Below are 24,437 nucleotides of genomic sequence, written 5' to 3' on the forward strand. Positions count from 1 at the left end.
CTCCGAGGGAACCGATCCGGCCCTATCCTTGTGGATGCTTACTATCCACCCATTTCCGACATAAAGGGAGGTCGCCGCCGATGTCGATCGCTCGTCGAACGCTCCTCGCCGTGCTGGCGGCCGGCGTCGTCGCGGGGTGTACGTCCGACGACGAGGCGGACCCACCTCCGGTCGTCCAGCTCGGGCCGCCGGGCGAGACGGGCACACCACTCACGGACGGCGAGCTCGCCGGGCTGGACCAGCCCCAGTACACCGATGCCGACGTCGCCTTCGTCCACGGCATGATCCAGCATCACGCGCAGGCGCTGGTCATGACCGACCTCGTCGCCGAACGCACCGGTAGCGACGACCTCCCCCTGATGGCCGAGCGCATGGACGTCTCCCAGCGCGACGAGATCGCCATGCTCGAAGAGTGGCTGGAGAACCGGGGCGAGGACGTCCCCGACGCGTCCGGCGATCACGGCGAGCACGGTCAGCACGGTCAGCACGGTCAGCACGGCGAGGACGGCCAGTCGATGCCCGGCATGCTCACCGACGACGACCTGGCCCGGCTGGAGGCCGCGACCGGCCGGGACTTCGACGAGCTGTTCCTCCTGTACATGATCCGCCACCACGAGGGTGCGGTGCTCATGGTCAGTGAGCTGCTCTCCGGCGGTGAAGGCGGCCAGGAGTCGGCGCTGTTCCAGCTCGCCCAGCACATCGACTCCGACCAGAGCATCGAGATCGCCCGGATGAAGAGCCTGCTGGCAGAGATCGCCGCCTCTTAAGGGCTCGTGAGTGACCGAACTACTCCCCCACGACGGCGGCGGGGAGGACGGAGTCCTTCAGGCGGCCGTCGGGGTCGTAGACCGCGCACATGACGGCGCGGTCGCCGTCGGCCCAGGTCTCGGCGGTGGGGAGGATCGGGTAGTAGTCGAGGCCGGACTCGTCCTGGCTGGTCCACTGCTGCTCGAAGCCCTTGCCGCACTCGTCCCAGCCGAGTTTCGCGACGGCGTCACGGTCCCACGGGGCGTCGGGGGCGTGCACGAACATGAACGACTGGTTGTCGGCGCCGTCGACGCACGGGGTGTAGACGACGACGTCCTCGCCGGCGAAGTCGGAGTACTCGGGGTCGGAGAAGCACTCCGTGACCTCGATGTCCAGCAGGCCCGTGACGCCGGCGTCGATGAACGTGTCGTCCTTGTGGACCGACCCGCCGCACCCGGACGCCGTCAGCGCGATCAGGGCGAGACCGGCGGCCGCGAGCAGGCGGCGGCCGGCGACAGAGACGGGCACGGCCGGATCGTAGGCACCCGCGGATGAACGACGTCTGTCCGGCAGGTGCCCCCGAACCCTCCCGATGATGGCCGTTCGCCGTCAGGACGCGCGACACCGTCGCATCAAGAGAATCGTTTTCAGGTGTTCATCGCGGGGTCAACGTGCCGTGAACTGGCCGTCCTCGCCGCGACCGGCAGATCTGGATGAATCGGGCAGACTGCCGCGCGACCTGCCCGGCAGCGTTCTCGAGTGTCCTGGGAGGAGACTCAACGTGAGTGACGTGAGCAAGCGCGGGCCGTTCCGGTCCCGTCGCGCGGCCGGTGCCGCGGTCGGCGCGGCGCTGCTCGGTGGCGGCCTGATCGCCGTCCCCGCAGCGGTCGGTGCCGACAGCGAGCCCCCGGTCAAGGTTCCGGCGGCGGAGATCTACGAGCCGTCGGGCGTGCCGGACCGCATCATCCTGGTCCCGACCTCGACCCCTGCGACGTCGCAGAAGGTGTCGTGGCGGTCCGAGGTCGGCGGCGAGTACGCGCAGGCCCAGATCGTCGAGGCGCCCGTCGCCCTCGGCCAGGTCGCCCCGGCCGCCTCGCTGAAGACCGTGAACGCCAGCTCGACCAACCCGGTCAACACCACGCTGGGCTACGCGTCGGTCTACCACCAGGTGGAGTTCACCGGCCTGCAGCCGAACACCCGCTACACCTACCGGGTGGGCGACGGCGTCAACTGGAGCGAGTGGATCGACTTCACCACCGCAGCGGCGGAGTTCGAGCCCTTCTCGTTCATCTACTACGGCGACATGCAGAACTACATCGACACCGCCGGTCCCCGCGTGTTCCGCCAGGCCTTCGCCGACCGCCCGGAGGCGAAGGTCATCGTCAACGCCGGTGACCTCATCGACTCGGCGAACAGCGAAGAGCAGTGGGGCCAGTGGCACGCCGCCGACGGCTTCATCAACAGCCAGGTCAACAACATCTCGATCACCGGCAACCACGAGTACAGCGGTGGTCAGCTGTCGACGTTCTGGCAGCCGCAGTTCCCGTTCCCCACGAACGGCCCGGACTTCGGTGACGACGCCACGAACGCCGCCCTGCGCAACACCATCTACTCGGTGGACTACCAGGGTGTGCGCTTCATCGGCCTGAACAGCAACGTCCAGAGCCTCGCCCCGATCATGGCCGCGCAGACCGCGTGGCTGGAGGAGCAGCTCGCCGACAACCCGAACAAGTGGACGGTCGTCACGTTCCACCACCCGGTCTACTCCGTCGCGTCCGGCCGGAACAACCCGACCGTCCGCGCGCAGTGGGGCCCGCTGTTCGAGGAGTACGGCGTGGACCTGGTCCTGCAGGGCCACGACCACACCTACGGCCGCGGCAGCGTGACGTCGTCGCGCAAGTCGGTGACCGTGCACGACAGCACCGTCTACGCGACCTCGGTCTCCGGCGGCAAGATGTACGACGCCGTCGACACCAACTGGACGCAGAACGGCGCCGACCAGATGTCCGTCGGCGAGGACATGCAGCTCTACCAGATGATCGACGTCACGGCCGACAGCATCACCTACGAGGCCCGCTACGCCAACGGTGAGCACCACGACGGCGTCACCATCCGCAAGAACGACGCGGGTGAGCGCACCGTCCAGGAGATCCGCACGCCGGAGAACACCGTCGGCGAGCAGGTCGCGGTCGACGTGCAGAACGTGGACTTCAAGGGCACGGTCAACGTCTCGGCGTGGGGCTACGACCCGGGCGAGACGGTGAACGTCTACGTCCGCAATGTCGAGCGCGGCCAGGACGTCCTGGTCGGCGAGGTCACGGCCGACGAGCTCGGCCGCATCCTCGAGACGCCGGTGCGGTTCCCGTCGTCGGCCAAGAAGCTGAGCACGCAGGTCGTGTACCTCGAGAGCGTGAACCAGCAGATCACCAGCCCGGAGATCACCGTCAACCGCTGACCCGCGGCTGACGGAACACGCACCACACGAACAGAGGCGGGCCGTCCCGGGAAGGGACGGCCCGCCGTTCTGTTGCGTGTGAGTGTCGTCAGCCCTTGCCGACGTCGGACTGCGCGGCCGTGCGGACGAGCGCGCCGCGCTCCCGGCCGCTGATCAGCCCGGCCGCGACGAGCTGGTCGCCCAGCTCGGTCGTGTGCCGGACGAAGTCACCGTGGTTCGGCCAGTCCTCGCCGTCGAGGACGTGGTCGTTGACGGTGCAGGTGCCGGCCAGGCCGGCGTTCGGGACGCCGGTGTCGACGCCGTCGATGACGACGGTGCCGCGGGTGTCCTCGGCGCCGCAGATCGGCAGCGCCAGCGGGCCGCCGACGACCGGCAGGTTCACCGTGGTGCCCTCGAGGTCCACCGACAGCTCGGTGCCCGGCTGCGGGCGCAGCGTGAACTCCGCGTCGCTCGACCAGATCATCAGCCCGATCTGCGAGCCGGCCGGGATGACCTGGTCGTCCGGCTGCAGCGGGAACGTCACGTCGACGAACTGCCCGGGCGTGATCGGCTTCTCGTCGCGGATCGAGTCACGGTTGAGCGGGTCGGCCCAGCCGCGGGTGATGATGCTGGTCGTCGTGCCGCGGGTCGAGCCGGTGCAGGTACTGGAACTCGTCCACGGCAGCTTCACCAGCGCGACGGACAGGTTCGCCCGCGCCTTCGAGGCCGCCATGCGCACCGTCACCTCCGTCGTGCCGGAGAGGTGCACGTTCTCGGTCAGCGTCGGCGTCGTGTAGAGCAGCCGCTCGGCCGACGGCACCGTCGCCAGCAGGCCCGCGTTGCAGGCGTTGGCGCCGCCGTCGATCAGCGTCTCGGTGGCGTCGTCGCCCAGTGCCAGCGAGGAGAATCCGCCCGCCGTCGCGCCGCCGGACTGCAGGTTCAGCGTCACCGGCGCCGCGTCCGCGTTCGGGTACTCGGTGTACGCGGTCAGCGTGCTGCCGCCGAGCTCGTTGCGGACGATGTGCGCGGTGTTCGTGTCGTCCTCGATGCCGTTGTCCTGGCCGTAGAGGTACTGCGAGAACCAGCGGTTCATCATGTCGGTGGGCGGGTTGCCGCCGTGCCCGCCCTGGTGGAAGTACTCCTGGACGGTGAGGCCCTTCGCCTCCAGCGCCTCGGAGATGCGGACGCTGTGCTCGGGCACGACGTTCCAGTCGTTGAACGCGTGCGCCATCAGCGTGGCGGCGTGCATGTCGTCGAGCTGGTTGAGGTAGTCGCGGCCGGCCCAGAAGTCGTTGTAGTCGCCGGTGACGCGGTCGTGCTCGGCCTGCATCATGGCGCGGACGGTGTCGCGGCAGTACTGCCGCTTCTCCAGGTCGCCGCTGTTGATGTAGTCGAAGAGGAAGTCGATGTCCTCGCCGACCCAGCCGCCCGGGTTCCGCACCAGGCCGTTGGACCGGTAGTAGTGGTAGTACGACGTGTTCGGCGCGACCGGGATGATCACCTCGAGGCCCTCGACGCCGGTGGTCGCGGCGGCGAGCGGGAGCGTGCCGTTGTAGGACGTGCCGGTCATGCCGACCTTGCCCGTCGACCAGTCCGCCAGCACCTCCTCGTCACCGTCGACACTCGTGAAGCCGCGCGCGCGGCCGTTCAGCCAGTCCACGACCGCCTTCGGCGCCAGCGACTCGTTCGGCGCGCCCACCGTCGGGCAGCCCTCGGAGAGGCCGCTGCCGGGCGACTCGGAGTGCACGACGGCGAAGCCGCGCGGCACCCACGTGTTGACCTGGCTGGTGGAGATCCGCGGGCTCGTGCTGCCCGGTGCCCGAGGGCCCTCGTTGGTCGGGACCTCCGGCGGCAGCTTCTCCGGCGAGAGCCGCTGCGGCGGCACTGCGCCCAGCTCGTGGAACACGTTCCAGAGGAACCGGGAGTTCGTGTTCGCCGTGCCCGAGTAGTACGGGCTGGACTCGTAGACCACCGGGACGTCGAGACCCTCGGACTCGGTCTCGGCCGGCCGGGTGACGTCGACGTGCATGCGGTCGAGCTTGCCGTCGCCGTCGGTGTCGAACTCCGTCTCGACCCAGAGCTCCTGCTGGATGAACGGTCCGGTGAAGACCGGCTGGGCGAGCCCGTCCACGAATGTCGGCTCGGCGGGCGCGGGGGCGGGTGCCGGCGCAGGGGCGGCGTTGGCCGCCGCCCCGTGGGCTGTGAGCAGTGCGGCGGTACAGACGCCGGCGGCGGCGAGTGCCGCGCCGGCTCTGGTCCGGGTTCCGCGCAGGGCCATGAGCGGTCCTTCCTCGAAGAGCGGGAATCCTCGGAACCTAGTGGGGCGCCAGTGCAATGTCATCCGACACCTGTCGCATGACAAGCGAGGTCAACGCGACAGAAGGTGGACGCCGTCAGCGTCAGTGAGCGCGGAACCAGCGGTGCCCGTACGGCTCCAGCTCGAGGTCCTCGCCGGGGACGGCGTCGTCGGCGCCGAACAGGTCGGTCAGCCGTTCCCAGCCGTCGTCGCCGGGGAGCTTCACGGACGCCGTCCTGCCAGAGAGGTTGTGTACGGCGACGATGGTGCGGTCCTGCCAGTCGCAGCGGTGCGCCAGCACCGGGCCGGAGGCCTCGATCAGCGTCAGCCGGCCCCAGCCGAACTCGGGGCACTCCTTGCGCCGCCGGATCAGCCGCTCCATCCAGTTCAGCAGCGAGTCCGGGTCGCGCCGCTGCGCCTCGACGGTGACGGTGACCTCGGCGGGCAGCGGCCGGGCCAGCCGGGCGCCGTCGGGGGCGGTGGAGAAGCCGGCGTGCCGCTCCCCCGACCACTGCATGGGCGAGCGCACGCTGAGCCGGCCCGGGATGTCGAGGTTCTCGGACATGCCGATCTCCTCGCCGTAGAACAGCGCCGGCGTGCCGGGCAGCGAGAACGCCAGCGAGTAGACCAGGCGGATCCGCCGCTCGTCGCCGTCGAGCATGCTCGGGAGCCGCCGCCGGATCCCCCGTCCGTACAGCTGCAGGTCCGGCTCCGGCCCGAACGCGGCGAACACCTCGGCCCGCTCCTTGTCGGAGAGCTGGTCCAGCGACAGCTCGTCGTGGTTGCGGACGAAGTTCACCCGCTGGCAGTCGTCGGGGAGGTCCGGCTGCGCCTTCAGCGCCTTGCCGAGCGGCCCGGCGTCTTCGCGGACCAGCGACAGGTACAGCGCCTGGTTGACGGTGAAGTCGAACGCCATGGTCAGCTCGTCGCCGGTCTCGCCGTAGAACTCCAGCGCCTGCTTCGGCGGCAGGTTGACCTCGCCCAGCAGGATCGCGTCGCCGCGCCGGCGGGTCAGGTAGGCGCGCAGGTCGCGGATCAGCTCGTGCGGCTCCTGCCGTCCGGCCGTCGCGCCGTCGGCCTCCTCGACCATGAACGGGACCGCGTCGACGCGGAAGCCGGAGAGCCCGAGCGCCAGCCAGAAGCCCGCGACCTGCGCGATCTCGTCGCGGACCTCGGGGTTGGCCGTGTTCAGGTCCGGCTGCTCGGTGTAGAAGCGGTGGTAGTACCACTGCTGCGCCTGGTCGTCCCACGCCCAGGTCGACCGCTCCTCGCCGGGGAAGACGAGGTCCTTCGGCTTCTCCTCCGGCTTGTCGTCGCTCCAGACGTAGAAGTCGTGGAACGGCGCGTCGCGGCCCTTGCGTGCGGAGACGAACCACGGGTGGCGGTGCGACGTGTGGTTGAGGACGAGGTCGACGATGACCCGGATGCCGCGGTCCTGCGCCGTCCGCACCATCTCGACGAACGCGCCCAGCGTGCCGAGCCGTTCGTCGACGCCGTAGAAGTCGACGATGTCGTAGCCGTCGTCGCGCTCCGGCGACGGGTAGAACGGCATCAGCCACAGGCAGGTCACGCCGAGGCCCTCGAGGTAGTCGATCCGCTCGGTCAGGCCCGCGAGGTCGCCGCAGCCGTCGCCGTCGCCGTCCATGAAGGTCTGGACGTCCAGGCAGTAGACGACGGCGTTCTTCCACCACAGGTCGCCGGCCGCGCGGCGCCGGCGGCTCACGCCGTCACCGCCGTCGTCGCCGTCGTCGTCGTTGAGAGGACGCGTTCGCCGAACGCGTCGATGAATCGGGCCTGCTCCTGTCCGACGTGGTGGACGTAGACGGTGCCGAAGCCGAGCTCGCCGAGGCGTTCGATGTGGTCGGCGAGCCGGGCGAGGTCGGCGGTGACGAGGACGCTGCCGCGGACGTCGTCGGGACGGACGTGCTTGGCGGCCTCGTCGAACTCCTCGACCGTCGCGAGGTCCCAGCACAGCGGCGGCGAGAACACGTTCGTCCGCCACTGGTCGTGGGCTATCGAGAGCGCCTCGTCCTCGTCGGGCGCCCAGCTGACGTGGATCTGGACGGCGAGCGGCTTGCCGACGCCGCCGTTGGCCCTGAAGTCGTGGACGACGCGTTCGAGCGTGGCGGTGGGCTGGCCGACGGTGACGAGGCCGTCGGCCCACTCGGCGGCCCAGCCGGCGGTCTCGGGGCTGACGGCGGTGGCATAGAGCGGCGGCGGTGTGGGTGGTCTGGTCCAGAGCCTGGCCCGGTCGACGGTGACCAGCCCGCGGTGGGTGACCTCGTCGCCGTCGAGCAGGGCTCTCATGATGTCCACGCACTCGCGCAGGCGGGCGTTGCGGGTGGGCTTGTCCGGCCAGGGCTCGCCGGTGACGTGCTCGTTGAGGTTCTCACCGCTCCCCAGCGCGACGGCGAACCGGCCCGGGAACATCTCCTCCAGCGTGGCGACGGCCTGCGCGGCGACGACGGGGTGGTAGCGCTGGCCGGGCGCGCAGACCACGCCGAACGGCAGGTTGGTGGTTGCCATCGCGGCACCGAGCCAGGCGAAGGAGAAGCCGGACTCCCCTTGCCGCGCGCTCCACGGCGCCAGGTGGTCCGACGACCACACCGCCTGGAAACCGGCCTGCTCCGCCTGCCGGACGTCGGCCAGCAGGCGGCTCGGCGGGATCTGCTCGTGCGACGCGTGCCAGCCGACGACGGGCATGCTGGGTTCCCCTTCCGGGCTGCGATGGTGTCCCGTCGCTTACCCGGCCGGGCCGCGTTCTACGCCAGTTCGAAGCGGATGGTCCGGGTCTGCGGGTCGGCGGCGGTGAGCCGGGCGCGGACGTCGGTGCCGAGCGGCAGGTTCTGGTCGTCGCGGATGGACGCCTCGACGGCGGGCTCGCGGATGGTGACGTCGCCCTTGCGCTGGTCGCGGTCGTCGACCTCGACGACGACGCCGTCGAAGCTCTCGCCGACGTGCGCGCGCAGCACGGCCGCCTCGACGAGGTCGAGCACCGCCCGCTCGTACTGGTTCGCCCGCCGCGTCGACCCCTGCATGGTCTTCGGCAGCTCGCCGAGCCGCTCGACGACCCAGCCGGGGACCTCGTCGCCGTTGCTGAGGGCGACGCTGATCTCGAGCGCGTACCGGTCGACCAGGCGGCGCAGCGGCGCCGTCACGTGCGCGTAGTCGGCGGCGATGGCCGAGTGGCCGGTGTGCTCGGGCAGCTCGCCGGCGAACCCGACGTAGCCGGAACCGCGCAGCAGCCGCGTGCACGCGACCAGCATGGCGGCGTGGCTGGACGTGGCGGGGTCGAGCGAACGGACGAACTCCGGGTAGCTCTGGTTCTCGGGCCAGTCGATGCGCAGCGCCCTGGCGGTGCGGCGGAGCCGCTTCACGTCGCGGGGGTCGGCGGGGGCGAGGGTGCGGAGCAGGCCGGTCCTGTTGCCGACCATCAGCTTCGCCGCCGTCATGCCCGTCAGCAGCGAGATCTGGGCGTTCCACTGCTCGACCGGGTGCTGCTGACGGAATGCCAGCGACCAGTGGTCGCCGTCGACGCGCACCTCCTGCTCGGGCAGTGGGAGCGAGACCCCGCCGCGCTCGGCCTCTTTCTGGAGGCGTCGCTCGCCGACCTCTTTCAGCAGGGTGAAGACCGGGTCGGCGGTGCCTTGGTCGAGCTGCTGCTGCACGGCCTCGTAGGAGAGCTTGGCCCGGCTGCGCACGAGCGCCCGTTCGACGCGGCCCGCCACGGTGTCGCCGTCGCCGTCGAGCTCGATGGTCCAGAGCAGCGCCGGGCGGACCTGGTCGGCCAGCAGCGAGGCGGCGTCCTCGGAGAGCGCCTTCGGGTAGAGCGGGACCTTCGAGTCGGCGCCGTAGAGCGTCTCGCCCCGCTTGTGCGCCTCGTCGTCGACCGGGTCGCCCGGCGCGACGAACGCCCCGACGTCGGCGATGGCGTAGAAGACGGTGTACCCGTCCTGGTTGCCGCCGCTGCCCCGCTCGATGTGCAGCGCCTGGTCGAGATCCTGCGCCGACGCCGGGTCGATGGTGACGAACGGCAGATCGGTGCGGTCTCGCTCTGGTAGCCGGGGATTCTTGGCCGCCGTCTGGGCGACCTGCTCGACCTCGGGTGGGAAAGTGGGGGTGACCTGGAGCTCCTCCTGGATCGCCCCGATGCCCGCCCGCAGCGTCTCGCCGTCGGCGGACAACACCTCGTCGCGCAGGCGCACCACACGTCTGGGCACTGCCGGTCCTCCCCCGTCGTTCCGTTCGGCCGTGGACAGCCTCTCATGGGGGTGTCACGAACCGCCCGCGGAATCCACCCACAGGAGGTGTGAGCTGGCTGGCCTACGTCGACGAGTCGATCCGCACCGACGACGGCGTCTACGTCCTCGCCGCGGTGGCGCTCGACGCCGCCGACGGCGAGTCCGTCCGCGACGCCGTGCGCTCGTTGGAGCCCCGGCCCGGACGACGCTTCCACTGGCGCGACAAGGAGCACTTCGAGCGTGTCCAGGCTGCCGAGCTCCTCGCGCAGCTTCCCGTCATCCCGATCGTGGTCATCGGCGCGCCGGTCGACCCCCGCCGCCAGGAGCGCGCGCGACGGCATTGCCTGGCCGCGCTGCTGTTCGAACTGGCGACCGCCGGGGTGGACGAGGTGTGCCTGGAGACACGTAACCCCGTGGCGGACCGGCGCGATCTCGACGTCATCGGTGGATTCCGTGTCCGCGGGATGATCCCTGCGACCGTGCGCATCGGCCACGCCCGCCCCGGCGAGGAGCCCCTGCTGTGGGCCGCGGATGTGATCGCACGCGCCATCAGCGCCGCGGAAGGGCGTGAGTCGGCTTACCGCAAGTTGATCAGCGCGGCCCTGACCGAGCTCCGGATCCGGCTCGATTGACCCCGGAAAGCGCGGAACCGAGGTCCGGGTATGCCCCCGGGGTCCTCGGCCCACTTCCGATCCCACCGCAGAAGGATCAGCTTCGCGTTCCAGCCTATCAGCGTCGACCCGCGGCAGAAAGCGAAGCCGACATCCTCTCGTGGTGCCGTCACGAACCGTCCGCGAAATCCACCCACAGGAGATGTGAGCTGGCTGGCGTACGTCGACGAGTCGATCCGCACCGACGACGGCGTCTACGTGCTCGCCGCGGTGGCGCTCGACGCCGCCGACGACGAGTCCGTCCGCGACGCCATGCGGACACTGGAGCCGCGTCCCGGACGACGCTTCCACTGGCGCGACCGGCTACCGGACGCGCGCAGTGCGGCCGCTGGCGTCATCGCCGGGCTACCGGTGCTGGCCGTCGCCGTCATCGGCTCCCCCGTCGATCCACGCCGGCAGGAGCGGGCTCGGCGGCAATGCCTGGAGGTGTTGCTGTTCGAGCTGGGCTCGGCCGGTGTGCAGGCAGTCCGGCTGGAGTCTCGCAACTCCGTGGCCGACCGCCGCGACTCGGAGGTCATCGCACGCTTCCGATCACGCGGCTTGGTCCCAGCCGCCCTCCCGGTCCATCACGTCCGGGCCGGCGAGGAGCCGCTGCTGTGGGCGGCCGACATCGTCGCCGGCGCGATCAGCGCCGCGGAGGGGCGTGAGCCGGCTTACCGCGAGCTGATCAGCGGCGCACTGACCGAACTCCCGATCCGGCTCGATTGACCCCAGAAAGCGCGGAACCGAGGTCCGGGTATACCCCCGGGGTCCTCGGCCCACTTCCGATCCAACCGCAGAAGGATCAGCTTCGCGTTCCAGCCTATCAGCGTCGACCGGCGGCAGAAAGCGCGGAACCGAGGTCCGGGTATACCCCCGGGGTCCTCGGCCCACTTCCGATCCCACCGCAGAGGGACCGGCTCAGTCACGAACGTAGCAAGATCGCGCTCGGCCGCGCACAGCCTCTCGTGGTGCTGTCACGAACCGCCCGCGAAATCCACCCACAGGAGGTGTGAGCTGGCTGGCCTACGTCGACGAGTCGATCCGCACCGACGACGGCGTCTACGTGCTCGCCGCGGTGGCGCTCGACGCCGCCGACGGCGAGTCCGTCCGCGACGCCGTGTGCACGCTGCTGCCCACCCGCGGCGGCCCTCGCTTCCACTGGCGCGACGAACGACGCGCGAGCCGGCTCGCAGCCGCTGCGCTCGTCGCCGCGCAACCGGCCCTCCTCGTGGTGGTGATCGGCACACCAGTCCAGCCGGACCGGCAGGAGCGGGCTCGACGACACTGCCTGGGCGCGTTGCTGTTCGAGCTGGCGACCGCCGGGGTGGACGAGGTCTGGCTGGAGTCCCGCAACCAGGTCTCGGACCGGCGCGATCTCGATGTGATCGGTGGATTCCGGGTCCGTGGCATGCTCCCGCCAGAGCTCCGCATCGGGCACGCGCGCCCTGGCGAGGAACCGTTGCTGTGGGCAGCGGACATAGTGGCGGGTGCCATCAGCGCAGCGGAAGGCCACGAAGGGGCCTACCGCGAACTCGTGGAGGGAACCCTGGCCGAGATCCGAATCAGGCTGGGATGACCGTCCTGAGAAAGCGCGAAGCCGAGGTCCGGGTATCCCCCCGGGGTCCTCGGCTCACTTCCGATCCCACCGCAGAGGGACCAGCTCGTTCACGAGTATAGCAAGATCGCGCTCAGCTCGCGGTGACGGTGACGCGCTCGAGCTCCCAGCCGGTGTCGTCGAGGACGATGACGTCGTAGTCGCCGGGCAGGCCACGTACCGTGCGGACGATCGCCTGCTCCTCGCCACCGGCGGGGGTGACCACGCGCGGGCTGACGCGGACGCCGTCGGGCCGCTCGACGACCACCTGCGTGCCGGAGACCGCGCCCGGCAGCGAAGCCGCAGTGGAGAACCTGACCGGGACGGTGCTCCCCGCCCGCACCTCGGAACGCCCCGGCGCGAACGTGATCGACGGGACCTGCGGGACGTCCTCGATGGAGTTCACCGTGCCGGCGATCCCGGGGCATCCATGCGCCAACTCGGACGGGTTGCCGCGCTCGGAGGCGGGCACGCCGGTGCCACGCGCGTCGACCCGCTCGCGCAGCACGTCCGGCTTGTTCGTGAAGATGCCGTCGACGCCGAGGTCGAGCAGCTGGTCCATGATCGCGGGGTCGTCGACGGTGTAGGTGTGGACGAACTTGCCCTGTGCGTGCATGGCGTCGACGAAGCCGGGGTTGCTGCGGATGTAGCCGTTCGACGGCGACAGCGCGTCGTACGCGTCGGGGATCTGCCAGTTCGCCGGCGGCGTGCTGAGGTACGCCGTCGGGAGCGTCGGCGCCACGGCCTTGAGCCGCTCCAGGCTGGCGCCGGAGAACGACTGGATGATGATCGGGCTGGTCGCGGGCGACGCCGGCGAATCGGGCACGTAGCCGACGCGGTCCAGCAGCTCGACGACCAGCTCCTCCATCGAGGCGTCGTAGCCCTCGGGGTCCTTGGTCTCGATGTGGAAGCGCATCCGTGGGTTGATGGTGCGGTAGCAGAGCAGCTGCTCGGCCAGCGGCACGATCTCCTGCCCGGCGAACTGCGCGCCCTTCCAGCGACCGAAGTCCATCTCGCGCAGCTGCGCCAGCGTGTACGTCTCGACCCGGCCGGTGATCTGCGCCCCGGTGTCGGGGTCGCGGGCGGTCCGGTTCAGCGTGGTGTCGTGCAGGCAGACGAGCTGCTCGTCGGCGGTGATCTGCACGTCGCACTCGATCATGTCCGCGTCCATCTCGATCGCCAGATCGTAGGCCGCGAACGTGTGCTCGGGCTGGTAGGACGACGCACCGCGGTGCGCGATCACCAGCACAGGGGCGGCGGGCTCCCCGGCGGGGGCCGGCGTGCCGAGCGCGACGACGCCCAGCACCGCACAGCCCAGGGCCGCGGAGATCCTGCGAAGAAGGGTCATGCGCGCCACTGTCGATCACCCACATGGCGCCCGCTCGTGCACCGCCCCAACAGCGAGCGACGCTCAGGTGCCCGTGAGGAGCCGGAGGTCTTCGTGCTCGGCGAAGTCCGCGAAGTCCTTGCGGTTGAGCGTCGCCAACGGGATGCCCTCGCGGATGCAGCACGCGGCGATCCAGGTGTCATTCGCTGGACGCGGTCGCCCTCGTCCGGCCGCTCTGGCCGAAAGCCTGCCCCAGAGCCGAGCCACCTCGTCGGTGGCCTCCACGATGGCGCGCCCGTCGACCCAGGCATCCACCTGGTTGCGGCGTTGGGAAGCCCACGAACGGAGTTCGGCCCATTGGGTCAACTCGCCCACGGTCACGAAGGTGAGGACCGGGAGCCGTCCGGCGAGCTCGTGCCGCCAGCCGGACGGCAGCCGGCCCTTCAGGATGAGCGAGGCGATGTCGGTATCGAGAACGACGAGAGTCACACTTCCTATGGGTGCGACAGATCGGCGTTTCGTGACAGTCGGAAGAAACTCAGGAAGGCATCGAGTTCGTGGTCCGAGTCCCACACGTCGGCGCGGAGCTCGTCGACCGAGGTGATCGGCGTCAAGCCCTTGCGACGGATCTGCTCGGCCAGAGACTCGCCGGAACGCGACCGGGCGATCGACCGCGCGTCATCGATGCTCATGCGACTCACCTCCCGTCCTCTAGTCTCGCATCTGCGCGCTCCCAGCGCACCCGGCGTGATGCCGCCTGTGGACAACGCGTGATGAGGGCGCCGACCGCGGTCGAGACGTGGACGTTCCTCTCGGCAAATCCAGGAACGGCAGATGACGCGCCCGCCGAAGATCAGATGGCGACTCGGAGGTGCCGCGGCGGACTACGGGTGAACCGCCGATGAGAAGGTCTTCATCATCCCGGAATCGAGCCGGGAATCGCCTTCCGATAGCGCTCGCCGAGGACCCGCAGATGCTCCACCAGCCCGGGCGGCTCGGTGACGCGGAAGTCCAGGCCGAGCATGCCGATGTAGACGGCGATGATCTCGAGGCTGTCGGCGCCGGTGACCAGCACGCAGGTGGACTCGTCGACCGACTCGACCACGCCGACCGTCGGGTTGATGCGCGCCAGCACCTCCTCGGCCGGCGCGAGCACCGTGATGCGGGCGTGCACCGACCAGCCGGCGGAGGCGACCTCGCGCAGCACGAACGCCGTGTAGTCCTCGCCCGGCAGGGTGACCGGCGCGAACCGCCGTCCGGTCGCCATCCGCAGCTCGATCCAGTCGACCCGGTACGGGTGCCACTCGCCCGACACCGGGTCGCGGCCGACGAGGTACCAGTGCCGCTGCCAGCTCACCAGCCGGTACGGCTCGACGACCGCCGGCGGCCCGTCCTCGGTTCCGGGGTAGTCGAAGCGGACCCACTCGTGGTCGCGGATGGCCGCCGCGAGCCCCGTCAGCACCGCGGCGTCGACGACCGGGTCCTCGACGTTGCTGCCGGTGTTCTCGGGGCCGCGCGACATGGCGTCGTGGATGGCGGCGACCTGCCGGCGCAGGCGGTGCGGCAGCACCTGCTCGAGCTTGGCCAGGGCCCGCGCGCTGCTCTCCTCGATGCCGGCGACGCCGCTGCCGGCCCGCAGCCCGATGGCGACGGCGACCGCCTCCTCGTCGTCGAGCAGCAGCGGGGGCAGCCGGGCGCCGGCGCCGAGCCGGTAGTGCCCGGCGGGTCCGCGGGCGGCGTCGACCGGATAGCCGAGCTCGCGGAGGCGGTCGACGTCGTTGCGGATGGTGCGCTGGCTGACGCCGAGGCGTTCGGCCAGCTCAGCGCCGGTCCAGGCGGGTCGCGACTGCATCAGCGAGAGCAGCGCGAGCATGCGAGCGGAGGTTTCTCTCATGTTTCTGATTCTGCCGATTGTTTAGGAACGTACCGTGCCTATTAGGCCCCTAGCGTAGCTGTCATGACGAACACCACCGCGAACCTCCGTCCCTTCCGCGTCGAGATCAGCCAGGCCGACATCGAGGACCTCCAGGAGCGCCTGTCGCGCACCCGGCTGCCGCAGCCGGCGCCCGGCGACGACTGGGACTACGGCACGCCGAACCACTACCTGCGCGAGACGGTCGACCACTGGCGCGACGGGTTCGACTGGCGCGCGCAGGAGGCCCGGATGAACGCCTTCCCGCACTACCTCACCGAGATCGACGGCCAGGCGATCCACTTCGTCCACGTGCCGTCGGCCGAGCCCGGCGCCACGCCGCTGCTGCTCCTGCACTCCTACCCCGGCTCGTTCGCCGAGTTCCTCGACATGATCGGCCCGCTCACGGACCCCGTCGCCCACGGCGGCAAGGCCGAGGACGCGTTCTCCGTCGTCGTCCCGTCCATGCCCGGCTTCGGCTTCAGCACTCCGGTCCACGACCGCGGCTGGACGATGGCCCGGGTCGCCCGCACCTACGACACGCTGATGCGCAGCCTCGGGTACGAGTCCTACGGCGCGCACGGCAGTGACGGCGGCGCCATGGTCTCGCGCGAGCTCGGCCTGCTGAACCCGCCCGGATTCCTCGGGCTGCACGTCCTGCAGCTGTTCTCGTTCCCGTCGGGCGACCCGGCCGAGTTCGAGAAGCTCACGCCCGCCGACTACGCCGGGCTCGAGCACCTGAAGTGGTTCCAGGCCGTGGGCGGCTACAACGCGATCAACGGGTCGCGCCCCCAGACGGTGGCCGTCGGCGTGTCCGACTCCCCCGTCGGCCAGCTGGCCTGGAACGAGCTGTTCAACTCCTTCGGCAACGGGACCAGCCTCGTCACCCGCGACCAGATCCTGACCCAGGTGTCGCTGTACTGGTTCACCAACACCTCGGCGTCGGCAGGCCGGTACCACTACGAGGAGGCGCACTCCGGCGCCGAGCCGGCCGTGAACCACGCGCCGACCGGTGTCGCCGTCTTCGCCGACGACTTCCGCACCATCAGGGCGTTCGCCGACCGCGACAACGACAACATCGTCCACTACAACGAGTTCCCCGAGGGCGGGCACTACGCGATGCTCGAGCGGCCGGACGTGCTGGTCGGGGACCTGCGGACGTTCTTCGCCGGGTTGAAGGGCTGACTCAGCCGCGCCGCGCGCCGTCGACCACCTCACGGAGGAGGTCGACGGCGCGCAGTGCTGCCGGGTGCTGCGCGGCGGACTTGCGGACGGCGACGAAGATGCGCCGCACGGGCGCGGGGCCGACGATGCGCACCGTCATGACCCCCGGCGGGAGGTCGCGGATGCCCAGCTCGGGGACGACGGTGAGCCCGATGCCGGTCGCGACGAACGGGATGGCCGTGTGGTAGTCGTGCGTCTCGACGGCGAACTCCGGCGAGAAGCCGGCCTCGGCGCAGGCCTGCAGCAGCACCCGCCGGCACGCGCCGTCGTTGAGGTCGTTGTCGATCCAGCGCCGCCCGGCCAGCTCGGCGAGCGCCACCTCACCTCGTCGGGCGAGCGGGTCGTCGGTGCGGACGACGGCGAGGTACGGGTCGTCGACGAGGTGGTGCACCTCGGCCCCCGGCGGCGGCGTCCACTCGGGGCGCTGCACGAAGATGTCGACGTCGGGCTCGTAGCTGTCCGGGACCTTGACCTCCGTCATGCGCAGGTCGAGCCGCAGCTCCGGGAACTGCGCGTGCAGCGCCGCGATGACGGGCGGCAGCCAGGCGGCGCCCGCGGAGGCGAAGTAGCCGATGGACAGGCTGCCGACCCGGCCCGCCCGCAGGTCGCCGACCAGGCCCTCGAGGCGACTGATCGCCTCGAACAACGGCTCGGCCTCGGCCGCCAGCGTGCGGCCGGCGGCGGTCGGCTCGATACCCCGGCCGACGCGGTCGAACAGCCGTAAGCCGGTCTCGCGCTGCAGCGCGGCCAGCTGCTGGCTGACGGCGGACGGCGTGTAGCCGAGCGCCTCGGCGCCGGCCCGGACGGAGCCGGTGGCGACGACGGCGCGGAGCAGGCGGAGGCGCGGCACGTCGAGCATGGACCTATCGTAAAGGCTGACTTAACGAAGCGACAGTAATATGTGCTTGTGCTGTCGAATCGCTGGACGGCACCATGGCAGAGTGACGCAGACCCTCCCGGCCTCGCCGCCGCCCCCGTCGTCCCGCATCGCCGCTCCTCGCCTCACCGAGAGCCGCAAGGCCGCCGTCGCCGCCGGCATCACCGTCCTCCTCTGGGCCTCGGCGTTCGTCGCCATCCGCGACGTCGGGCACACGCTCTCTGCCGCCCCGCTCGCGCTGATCCGCCTCGCGGTCGCGTCCGTGGCGCTGACGGTGATCGTGGTCGCCCGGCGGGGGCGGCGGGTCATTCCGGTGCCGCTGTCGCGGCGGACGTACGGGCTGATCGCGGCCTGCGGGGTGCTCTGGCTGGCCGGCTACACCGTCGCGCTGAACGCCGGCGAACAGCACGTCGACGCCGGGACCGCGGCGCTGCTGGTCAACGTCGCGCCGCTGCTCATCGCGTTCGGGGCGGGCCTGTTCCTCGGCGAGGGCTTCCCGCGGGCGCTGATCGCCGGCTCGCTGGTGGCGCTGGGTGGGGTCGCGGTCATCTCGCTCGGCTCCACCGGCGACCGCGACTGGGTCGGGGTCGCGTTGTGCCTGGTGGCGGCCCTGCTCTACACGGCCGGCGTGCTGATCCAGAAGGTCGTGCTGCGCGTGGCGGACGGCCTGACCACGACCTGGCTGGCCTGCCTGGTCGGCACCGCGGTGCTGCTGCCGTGGACGCCGCAGCTGGTGTCGGAGCTGTCGACCGCTTCAGTCGGGGCGATCCTGGCGGCGGTGTACCTCGGCCTGTTCCCGACGGCGATCGGCTTCAGCACGTGGGCCTACGCACTGCAGCGCATGGACGCCGGCCGGCTGAGCGCCTCGACGTACGTGGTCCCGACGGTGTCGGTCCTGATGTCGTGGGCGCTGCTCAGCGAGGTCCCGACGGTGTTCGGCCTCATCGGCGGCGCCATCAGCCTCGTCGGTGTCGCGATCTCCCGCCGCCGCTCGCGGAGATGATCACGTTCACCACGAGATCTCGTGCCGCACCACGATCGCAAGCGTGTTGGGGCGCAGGTCACCGTAGTGGGCGGCCCACGCACTCCACGCGTCATCAGTTCGGGGCGGGCATTCCTTGAACAAGAGGGAGTTTCCCTCGCTCCAGCGGGGACAACTTCCTCCTCGCGCACGTCACGCGCGGAATGGATGAGGGATCGGTGTAGCCCCAGCGACACCGAGCCCTCAACCATCGTGATGAGTGAGCACGTACTGGTGCCAGGACACCAGCAGACGCTCACCCATCCGGCCGCCGCCTCCCGGATCCCGCCAAAGCCTCCCGCCGATTCGGGGAAGACCCCCGCGCGTCACGCCCGGAATGGGTGAGGGATCGGTGTCGCCCCAGCGACACCGATCCCTCAACCATCAGGCCGCCGTCGCGTGCGCTCAGTCCGGGGAGGCGCCGAGGGCGTCGAGGAGCTTGCCGACCTGGCGGCGACCCCGGCCCCAGTCGGTGATGGCCCAGAGCTCGTGGGTCTTGAACTCCAGCCGCGTGTCGGACGGTGCCACCTCGAGCAGGCGCACGGTGATCTCCGATCCCCACGACAGGGCGCTGACCCCTCGGCGGAACACCAGGACGCCGTTGCCGCTCTTGCCCTCGGCGAGCGACCAGTTCTGCTCGGCGGCGACCAGCCGCAGCGTCGCCGTCGCCTCGCTCAGTGGTTCGTCCAGATGCGCGTGGACCGTGGCCATCGCCGCCCCCTTGACCGTGACTCAGCTCACACCCTCACTCTCCACCAGCGCGCCAGGCGCTGTCCACGGTTGAGAGGATCGAGGGATGCAGCTGGATCTCAGCGGGAAGACCGCCCTCGTCACCGGATCGACACAAGGCATCGGGTGGGCCATCGCGGCCGGGCTCGCGCGGTCGGGCGCGCGGGTGGGCGTCAACGGGCGCAGCGCGGACACCGTCGCCGACGCCGTCGAACGGCTCCGCACCGAGGTCGACGAGGCCGACCTCGTCGCCGTCCCCGCCGATGTCGCCACCGACGACGGCGCCGCCGCGGTCCTCGACGTGCTGCCGGACGTCGACATCCTGGTCAACAATCTCGGCATCTTCGGCGCGACGCCGGCGCTGGAGATCACCGACGCGGAATGGCGGCGCTACTTCGAGGTCAACGTACTGGCGGCCGTGCGGCTGACCCGTGCGTACCTGCCGGCCATGCGCACCCGCGGCTGGGGTCGCGTCCAGTACATCGCCAGCGACTCCGCCGTCGTCATCCCCGAAGAGATGATCCACTACGGCATGACGAAGACGGCGCTGCTGGCGGTGTCGCGCGGCTTCGCCAAGGAGGCGGCCGGCAGCGGCGTCACCGTCAACAGCGTCATCGCCGGCCCGACCCACACCGGCGGCGTCGAGGACTTCGTCTACCAGCTGGTCGACCAGAGCCTTCCGTGGGACGAGGCGCAGCGCGAGTTCATGCGCCTGCACCGCCCCCAGTCGCTGCTGCAGCGGCTGATCGAGCCCGAAGAGATCGCCAACCTCGTCGTCTACCTCGCCTCGGCGCAGGCATCGGCGACGACGGGCGCCGCTGTCCGGGTCGACGGCGGCTACGTCGACTCGATCCTCCCCTAGACCGCAGCCTCCCTGGACCGCAGCCTCGCTAGACCGCCGGCGAGGGCGCACGAGCGACCCGTTGCCCGGTCCAGTCCTCCCACTGGGCCAGGAGGCCGGCGGCGAACCGGGCGCGCACGTCCTCGCCGCCGGCCGCGGAGCCGGCCTCGTGGAAACCGAGCAGCGCGAACGCGTGCAGGACGGCGTCGGCGGGGGCGACGGCGGGCCGGCCGCGACGGGCCGCACGCGACCCGGCGATGTCGCGGACCAGCGCGTCCAGCTCGCGGGCGGCGGCGACGAGAGGCCGCCGCTCCTCCTCGGTGAGGAAGGACCGGTACCAGACCCGGTGCTCCGACGGCGTGCCGCGCATCGCCAGCGTCGCCAGTAGCTCGCGCACCCGCGGCAGCCGCGCCGGCGCGACCTCGGCGGCGAACCGCTCCAGCTCGTCGTACTGCAGCGACCGCAGCTCGAGCACGTCGGCGCCCAGGAACCGCACCTGGTCCCAGTCCGGCCGGCCGCGGTTGAACTCGCGCATCCACCGGACGAGGTCGAGCATCGCCTGGGTGCGCAGCTCGGCCCGCGCCTGGCCGACGGCGGTCCGGGCGCTGGTCCCGTCGCCGCGCACATAGCGGTCGAGGACGACGCCGCTCCCCCAGCTCTCCGCCCAGGCGATGGCGCGGAAGTCCATCTCCTCGACGAGGGAGCGGGCCCGGCGCTTCGGCGGGGCGTAGTCGATGCTCATGCCGAGCATCGTGGCCGCGGCCCGGGGTCGCGCTCGTCCGCTCAGCCGCTGATCCGCCGTGTACGACGCGTGACGTACGGCGCCGACGGCGACGGCGTCAGCCGCAGACCCGCCCGGCCAGCCGCACCAGCTCGACCATGGTGGGCCCGTCCAGCGGGTTCGACTCCGGGCGCTGGTGGGTGCCGGACTGGACGGTGAACTCGATCCGCCCGCCGTCGCCCGGAATGGACATCGCCGCGGCGCAGTCCGCGACCGTCCAGGTCAGCTCGACCTGCGCGGCGTTGTGGCCGGTGAGGGCGATCGGCAACGGCGGCACCGTCGCCGTGAAGCCCGACGCCATGGGGACCAGGTTCGTCACCTGGACCGGCCGGCCGGAGTAGTTGAGCAGCGGGGTCGTCACCGTGAGGGCGTCGTCGGCGACCTGCACCGACGTCGGCGGGGTGAGGAACTGCACGTAGCCGGCGCTGAACTCGCACTGGTCGACCCAGTACATGTCGATGCTGCCGTAGGAGTCGTTCTGGTCGGCGCGGACCGTCCGCTCGTCGCCGTCGCCGTTGCGGATCAACACGTCGACGCCCGTGGGCGGCTCGGCCTCGCAGTCGGCGACCAGGCCCGGCTGCTCGACGACGACCCAGTCGCCGACCGGCGCCTCGACCGGCTCGAGCGGCTCCGTGCCGGGAGCGATCTCGAACCCGGGGGTCGCGATGCCGACGATCTCGACCGGCTGGGCGCCGATGTTCACGATCTGGAGGTCGACGGTGGCCGCTCCGGTGCCGTCGTCGGCCGGGATCCAGTTCACCGGGCCGCTGATGAGGCCGACGCGAGCCAGCTCGGCGGCGTCGTGCCGGGCGTCGGTCACCACCGCGCCGAGCAGACCGCCCACCAGCAGCGTCGCCGCCACGAGCGCCCACCGCCGCCAGGCGCGTGCCCGCCGGCTGGGTTCGACGGCCTCGGGGCCGACGGCGTCGGGGCCGACGGCGTCCGGGTCGCCTCCCGGGCCGACGACGCCGAGATCGAGGACGCCGTCGTCGCGGCCGCCGTCGTCGGCGCCGTCCCGCATGGTCATGGCTGGATTGTCGCCGGACAGGCCAGTCCGGACAAGCGGGCCAGCGAGGTGAACGCGTGGTCCGGGAGGACGACGATCTGCTCGGTCTCGCTCGTCCCGGTGAGGATGCGGACGGCCAGCGACCCGCCGGTCGCCCGCAGCGCCGGGTCGCAGTCGCGCACGGTCCACGTGGTCACGACGGTGATGCTCTGGCCGGCCGGGACGGACCGGTCCGCGGCGTCCGTCGTGAGCGCGAAGCCCGGCGCCCGGGACGCGATGTCGCCGAGGCGGAGGTCGTCGAGCCCGTCGTTGACCAGCTCGATCCCGAGAACGACGCCGTCGGTCCCGGTCTCGATGAGGCCCGTCGAGCCCACGCGCAGCCCGGACGGGCCGATCTGGCACTCGGTGTACCAGAAGCCGCGCAGGCTCTCGTGGTCGTCGGGCGGCTCGACGTCGACCAGCCGCTCGTCACCGGACTCCGTGCGGGCGCGCAGGCGCATGGCCTCGGGCAGCGGTCCGGAGCAGTCGACCACGAGGTCGCGCTGGACGTAGGTCACCCAGCTGCCGGGCTCGACCGCGACGGGCTCGGGCGGCTCGGCACCGTCGGCCAGCGTCACGCCGTCGATGTCGATGCCGAGGATCTCGACCGCGCGCTCGCCGGCGTTGAGCACCGTGACGGTCAGCTGCCCCTTCGGCCGTCCGGCGTAGAGGAACGCCGGCTCCGGTCCGCCGAACAGTTCGATGTGCGCGTACCCGGCCGCGTCGTCGCGCGCCTCGGCGACGACCAGTCCCCCGGCCACGCCGACGAGAACCGCCGCGGCCAGGACACCCCACCGCCGCCACCCCGGGCGCCCACGTCTGCCGGTCGCAACCGCGCCCTCGTCACTCGGTTCCGGCGTCGGGCCGACCACACCCAGGTCGAACGGCTCGTCGGAGTCGTCACGCGAGGTCATTCCTCACTCTCGCACACGCGGTCGACGAGGAGCACCAGCTCGGCGCGGGCGCGACCCGACACCGGCACGTAGCTGAACGGGTTGTCCCGGCGATCGGCACTCTCTCCGAAGGTGTAGGTCAGGTTGACGTCCGAGAACTGCCGGGCCTCGGCACAGCTGCTGACCGTCCACGTCAGCCCAACCGTGACGCCTTCGCCCGGCGGCACGGTGACGGGAAGGCCGGCCGCCTCCACCCGGAGCCCGGGGCTCTCGACGCCGACCACCTGGAGCTCCGCCTCGTCCGCGCCGTAGTTGTCCATTGGGAAGTCCGTGAGCAGGCTCGTCGGGCCGGCCGTGACCACCTCGGGCTCCATGAGCGTGACCTGCGGCCCGTAGGTGCACGTGGCCCAGAGCTGACTGGCCGGGCCGTAGCCAGGCAGCTCCGCGGCCTCGACGACGCGTTGCTCGCCGCCGGCGTCGCGGATCCGCACCTGCAGCCGCGCCGGCGGGTCGGCCGCACAGTCAGGGACCAGGCCGTCCTGCTGAATCGTGACCCACTCGCCCGGCGGTGCGGTCACGGGCTCCGGATCGGCCGAGTCCGGCACGATGGTCAGGCCGTCGGCGCCGAACCCGAGGATCTCGATCTCGCGCTCACCCGCGTTGAGCAGGTGGACACCGATCGACACCGGTTCGTCCGGCGTGGACATGGTGAACGCGTCCAGTCCGCCGGCGACCACCCGGATCTCGGTGAGCTCGGCCGCGTCGTGCCGCGCATCGGAGACGACCAGGCCCAGGACGGCGCCGACGGCGACCGCGGCGGCCAGCGCGACCCAGCGCCAATGGCCGCCGCCGCCCGGCGCCGGGGGCGGCTCCGACGAGGGCGACTCGCCGACCACGCCCAGGTGGAACGGCTCGTCGTGGGCGGCGGTCATCGGGCATCACCGCAGACCCGCTGGACGAGCAGCACCAATTCGGCCCGGGCCGGTCCGACCAGGACGTAGGAGCCACTGCTCTGGTCGCCGTCGCGTTCCAGGGAGTAGTCGATCACCACGTCGGGCCAGCCCAGGGCGATCTGGCAGTCGGTGACACCCCAGGTGAGCGGAATCCGGGTGGCGTCGTTCGCCGGCATCTCAATGGGCAGCTCCGGCGCCGTCAGGGCCAGGCCTGGGCTCTCGGACCCGAACCGAATCACCCGCAGCGGCCGGCCCGAGTCGTTGGCCACCGGCAGCTCGGTGGTCAGGGTCGCGGCCTCGTGCACGGCGGCGGACGCCACCCCGATCCGCGGGAACACCAGCGCGGGCGGCGCGCAGGCGGTCTGCCACATGCCGAGGGTGCCCAGAGAGTCGGGCAGCCCGCTCGCCTCGACCACGCGCTCGGTGCCGGCGGCGTCGCGGACCCGAACCCGGATCACCTGGCCCGGATCGCCGAGCGAACAGTCGGCGATCAGCCCGGTCTGCGTCGCCGTCACCCACTCGCCGGGCGGCGCGGGCAGCGGGTCGGCGGGCCGGTCGCCCGGCTGGACCGTCATGCCGGCCGGTTCGAGCCCCAGGATCTCGACCTCGTGCTCGCCGAGGTTGAGCAGGCTCAGCCTGATGTTGCCCGGTGCCGACTCGTCCGCCGTCATGGAGGAGCCCTCGACGAGGCCGCTCACCAGCCGGACGTCGGAGAGGCCGGCGGCGTCGTCGCGGGTGTCGGCGACCACGAGGCCCAAGGCACCGCCGACGACCAGCGCCATGACCACGACCGCCCACAACCACCGCGGCGCGGACGCCGGCGCCTCGTCACCCTGGCTCATCGATGGATTGTCGCTGAGTAGCGGTCT

Annotated in this window: 24 protein-coding genes; 8 read left to right on the top strand and 16 right to left on the bottom strand. The window is 71.4% G+C overall.

What is annotated here, in order from left to right; all coding sequences use genetic code 11:
* Window positions 1-80: 80 nt before the first annotated feature.
* Window positions 81-767 (top strand): DUF305 domain-containing protein, encoded by a 687-nt coding sequence (locus HD601_RS19280; RefSeq protein ID WP_184824568.1) that lies wholly within the window; start codon window positions 81-83, stop codon window positions 765-767.
* A gap of 19 nt (window positions 768-786) precedes the next feature.
* Here HD601_RS19280 and HD601_RS19285 read toward each other — a convergent pair whose 3' ends face one another.
* Window positions 787-1,275, bottom strand: coding sequence for a hypothetical protein (locus HD601_RS19285; RefSeq protein ID WP_184824569.1), 489 nt, complete (start codon window positions 1,273-1,275; stop codon window positions 787-789).
* A gap of 253 nt (window positions 1,276-1,528) precedes the next feature.
* Between HD601_RS19285 and HD601_RS19290 the strand changes: the two genes are divergently transcribed.
* Window positions 1,529-3,202: a fibronectin type III domain-containing protein gene (locus HD601_RS19290; RefSeq protein WP_221441115.1), complete on the top strand. Its 1,674-nt coding sequence runs from the start codon at window positions 1,529-1,531 to the stop codon at window positions 3,200-3,202.
* An 88-nt stretch (window positions 3,203-3,290) separates the two neighbouring features.
* On the opposite strand, the gene HD601_RS19295 is transcribed toward HD601_RS19290, so the two are convergent.
* The 4 genes from HD601_RS19295 to HD601_RS19310 form a co-directional block, all read right to left on the bottom strand.
* Window positions 3,291-5,459: a Xaa-Pro dipeptidyl-peptidase gene (locus HD601_RS19295; protein ID WP_221441116.1), complete on the bottom strand. Its 2,169-nt coding sequence runs from the start codon at window positions 5,457-5,459 to the stop codon at window positions 3,291-3,293.
* A 121-nt stretch (window positions 5,460-5,580) separates the two neighbouring features.
* A complete protein-coding gene (locus tag HD601_RS19300) occupies window positions 5,581-7,200 on the bottom strand; it encodes an alpha-amylase family glycosyl hydrolase (RefSeq protein WP_221441117.1) in 1,620 nt (539 codons plus the stop codon).
* Window positions 7,197-8,180, bottom strand: a complete 984-nt coding sequence (locus tag HD601_RS19305) for a TIGR03885 family FMN-dependent LLM class oxidoreductase (protein ID WP_184824573.1) — start codon at window positions 8,178-8,180, stop codon at window positions 7,197-7,199. The genes HD601_RS19300 and HD601_RS19305 overlap by 4 nt, the downstream gene beginning before the upstream one ends.
* Window positions 8,181-8,239: 59 nt before the next feature.
* Window positions 8,240-9,697 (bottom strand): RNB domain-containing ribonuclease, encoded by a 1,458-nt coding sequence (locus tag HD601_RS19310; protein ID WP_221441118.1) that lies wholly within the window; start codon window positions 9,695-9,697, stop codon window positions 8,240-8,242.
* Between the two features lie 89 nt (window positions 9,698-9,786).
* Between HD601_RS19310 and HD601_RS19315 the strand changes: the two genes are divergently transcribed.
* The 3 genes from HD601_RS19315 (at window position 9,787) to HD601_RS19325 (ending at window position 11,947) form a co-directional block, all read left to right on the top strand.
* Complete coding sequence (locus HD601_RS19315; protein ID WP_184824575.1) at window positions 9,787-10,350, top strand: hypothetical protein; 564 nt, start codon at window positions 9,787-9,789, stop codon at window positions 10,348-10,350.
* A 183-nt stretch (window positions 10,351-10,533) separates the two neighbouring features.
* Window positions 10,534-11,097, top strand: a complete 564-nt coding sequence (locus HD601_RS19320; protein WP_184824577.1) for a DUF3800 domain-containing protein — start codon at window positions 10,534-10,536, stop codon at window positions 11,095-11,097.
* A gap of 283 nt (window positions 11,098-11,380) precedes the next feature.
* On the top strand, window positions 11,381-11,947 hold the full coding sequence (locus HD601_RS19325; RefSeq protein ID WP_184824579.1) for a hypothetical protein: 567 nt from the start codon (window positions 11,381-11,383) through the stop codon (window positions 11,945-11,947).
* A gap of 112 nt (window positions 11,948-12,059) precedes the next feature.
* Here HD601_RS19325 and HD601_RS19330 read toward each other — a convergent pair whose 3' ends face one another.
* The 4 genes from HD601_RS19330 to HD601_RS19345 all read right to left on the bottom strand — a co-directional run bounded on the left by HD601_RS19330 (window position 12,060) and on the right by HD601_RS19345 (window position 15,186).
* Complete coding sequence (locus HD601_RS19330) at window positions 12,060-13,313, bottom strand: glycerophosphodiester phosphodiesterase (RefSeq protein WP_184824581.1); 1,254 nt, start codon at window positions 13,311-13,313, stop codon at window positions 12,060-12,062.
* Between the two features lie 63 nt (window positions 13,314-13,376).
* Window positions 13,377-13,781 carry a type II toxin-antitoxin system VapC family toxin gene (locus HD601_RS19335; protein ID WP_184824583.1) on the bottom strand — a complete coding sequence of 135 codons (405 nt, stop codon included), beginning with the start codon at window positions 13,779-13,781 and terminating at the stop codon, window positions 13,377-13,379.
* Between the two features lie 5 nt (window positions 13,782-13,786).
* Window positions 13,787-13,984, bottom strand: a complete 198-nt coding sequence (locus HD601_RS19340; protein ID WP_184824585.1) for a hypothetical protein — start codon at window positions 13,982-13,984, stop codon at window positions 13,787-13,789.
* A 224-nt stretch (window positions 13,985-14,208) separates the two neighbouring features.
* Window positions 14,209-15,186 (bottom strand): helix-turn-helix transcriptional regulator, encoded by a 978-nt coding sequence (locus HD601_RS19345; RefSeq protein WP_184824587.1) that lies wholly within the window; start codon window positions 15,184-15,186, stop codon window positions 14,209-14,211.
* A gap of 63 nt (window positions 15,187-15,249) precedes the next feature.
* Here HD601_RS19345 and HD601_RS19350 point away from each other — a divergent pair, with 63 nt between their 5' ends.
* Entirely contained in the window at window positions 15,250-16,389 is a 1,140-nt protein-coding gene (locus tag HD601_RS19350) for an epoxide hydrolase family protein (protein WP_184824589.1), read from the top strand.
* A 1-nt stretch (window position 16,390) separates the two neighbouring features.
* Here HD601_RS19350 and HD601_RS19355 read toward each other — a convergent pair whose 3' ends face one another.
* The gene (locus tag HD601_RS19355; protein ID WP_184824591.1) at window positions 16,391-17,287 is read right to left on the bottom strand and encodes a LysR family transcriptional regulator; all 897 of its coding nucleotides are present in this window, start codon (window positions 17,285-17,287) and stop codon (window positions 16,391-16,393) included.
* Between the two features lie 82 nt (window positions 17,288-17,369).
* On the opposite strand from HD601_RS19355, the gene HD601_RS19360 reads away from it, so the two are divergent.
* On the top strand, window positions 17,370-18,308 hold the full coding sequence (locus tag HD601_RS19360; protein ID WP_221441119.1) for an EamA family transporter: 939 nt from the start codon (window positions 17,370-17,372) through the stop codon (window positions 18,306-18,308).
* A 423-nt stretch (window positions 18,309-18,731) separates the two neighbouring features.
* On the opposite strand, the gene HD601_RS19365 is transcribed toward HD601_RS19360, so the two are convergent.
* Window positions 18,732-19,037, bottom strand: coding sequence for a hypothetical protein (locus HD601_RS19365; RefSeq protein ID WP_184824595.1), 306 nt, complete (start codon window positions 19,035-19,037; stop codon window positions 18,732-18,734).
* A gap of 85 nt (window positions 19,038-19,122) precedes the next feature.
* Between HD601_RS19365 and HD601_RS19370 the strand changes: the two genes are divergently transcribed.
* Complete coding sequence (locus HD601_RS19370) at window positions 19,123-19,917, top strand: SDR family NAD(P)-dependent oxidoreductase (RefSeq protein ID WP_184824597.1); 795 nt, start codon at window positions 19,123-19,125, stop codon at window positions 19,915-19,917.
* Window positions 19,918-19,945: 28 nt separating this feature from the next.
* Here HD601_RS19370 and HD601_RS19375 read toward each other — a convergent pair whose 3' ends face one another.
* The 5 genes from HD601_RS19375 to HD601_RS19395 all read right to left on the bottom strand — a co-directional run bounded on the left by HD601_RS19375 (window position 19,946) and on the right by HD601_RS19395 (window position 24,410).
* Complete coding sequence (locus tag HD601_RS19375) at window positions 19,946-20,638, bottom strand: erythromycin esterase family protein (protein ID WP_184824599.1); 693 nt, start codon at window positions 20,636-20,638, stop codon at window positions 19,946-19,948.
* A gap of 97 nt (window positions 20,639-20,735) precedes the next feature.
* Window positions 20,736-21,704, bottom strand: coding sequence for a hypothetical protein (locus tag HD601_RS19380; RefSeq protein ID WP_184824601.1), 969 nt, complete (start codon window positions 21,702-21,704; stop codon window positions 20,736-20,738).
* The gene (locus tag HD601_RS19385; RefSeq protein ID WP_184824603.1) at window positions 21,701-22,636 is read right to left on the bottom strand and encodes a hypothetical protein; all 936 of its coding nucleotides are present in this window, start codon (window positions 22,634-22,636) and stop codon (window positions 21,701-21,703) included. Before HD601_RS19385 ends, HD601_RS19380 begins: the two co-directional genes overlap by 4 nt.
* Window positions 22,633-23,547, bottom strand: a complete 915-nt coding sequence (locus tag HD601_RS19390; protein ID WP_184824605.1) for a hypothetical protein — start codon at window positions 23,545-23,547, stop codon at window positions 22,633-22,635. The genes HD601_RS19385 and HD601_RS19390 overlap by 4 nt, the downstream gene beginning before the upstream one ends.
* Window positions 23,544-24,410 (bottom strand): hypothetical protein, encoded by an 867-nt coding sequence (locus tag HD601_RS19395; protein WP_184824607.1) that lies wholly within the window; start codon window positions 24,408-24,410, stop codon window positions 23,544-23,546. The genes HD601_RS19390 and HD601_RS19395 overlap by 4 nt, the downstream gene beginning before the upstream one ends.
* Window positions 24,411-24,437: the final 27 nt, after the last annotated feature.

The organism is Jiangella mangrovi, assembly GCF_014204975.1.
Taxonomy (GTDB): domain Bacteria; phylum Actinomycetota; class Actinomycetes; order Jiangellales; family Jiangellaceae; genus Jiangella; species Jiangella mangrovi.

What these genes read in the sequence shown, in the direction of transcription:
- HD601_RS19280 (WP_184824568.1), top strand. Translation starts at nt 81, where the DNA reads ATGTCGATCGCTCGTCGAACGCTCCTCGCCGTGCTGGCGGCCGGCGTC.
- HD601_RS19295 (WP_221441116.1), bottom strand. Translation starts at nt 5,459, where the DNA reads ATGGCCCTGCGCGGAACCCGGACCAGAGCCGGCGCGGCACTCGCCGCC.
- HD601_RS19305 (WP_184824573.1), bottom strand. Translation starts at nt 8,180, where the DNA reads ATGCCCGTCGTCGGCTGGCACGCGTCGCACGAGCAGATCCCGCCGAGC.
- HD601_RS19330 (WP_184824581.1), bottom strand. Translation starts at nt 13,313, where the DNA reads ATGACCCTTCTTCGCAGGATCTCCGCGGCCCTGGGCTGTGCGGTGCTG.
- HD601_RS19340 (WP_184824585.1), bottom strand. Translation starts at nt 13,984, where the DNA reads ATGAGCATCGATGACGCGCGGTCGATCGCCCGGTCGCGTTCCGGCGAG.
- HD601_RS19345 (WP_184824587.1), bottom strand. Translation starts at nt 15,186, where the DNA reads ATGAGAGAAACCTCCGCTCGCATGCTCGCGCTGCTCTCGCTGATGCAG.
- HD601_RS19350 (WP_184824589.1), top strand. Translation starts at nt 15,250, where the DNA reads ATGACGAACACCACCGCGAACCTCCGTCCCTTCCGCGTCGAGATCAGC.
- HD601_RS19355 (WP_184824591.1), bottom strand. Translation starts at nt 17,287, where the DNA reads ATGCTCGACGTGCCGCGCCTCCGCCTGCTCCGCGCCGTCGTCGCCACC.
- HD601_RS19365 (WP_184824595.1), bottom strand. Translation starts at nt 19,037, where the DNA reads ATGGCCACGGTCCACGCGCATCTGGACGAACCACTGAGCGAGGCGACG.
- HD601_RS19370 (WP_184824597.1), top strand. Translation starts at nt 19,123, where the DNA reads ATGCAGCTGGATCTCAGCGGGAAGACCGCCCTCGTCACCGGATCGACA.
- HD601_RS19375 (WP_184824599.1), bottom strand. Translation starts at nt 20,638, where the DNA reads ATGAGCATCGACTACGCCCCGCCGAAGCGCCGGGCCCGCTCCCTCGTC.
- HD601_RS19380 (WP_184824601.1), bottom strand. Translation starts at nt 21,704, where the DNA reads ATGACCATGCGGGACGGCGCCGACGACGGCGGCCGCGACGACGGCGTC.
- HD601_RS19385 (WP_184824603.1), bottom strand. Translation starts at nt 22,636, where the DNA reads ATGACCTCGCGTGACGACTCCGACGAGCCGTTCGACCTGGGTGTGGTC.
- HD601_RS19390 (WP_184824605.1), bottom strand. Translation starts at nt 23,547, where the DNA reads ATGACCGCCGCCCACGACGAGCCGTTCCACCTGGGCGTGGTCGGCGAG.
- HD601_RS19395 (WP_184824607.1), bottom strand. Translation starts at nt 24,410, where the DNA reads ATGAGCCAGGGTGACGAGGCGCCGGCGTCCGCGCCGCGGTGGTTGTGG.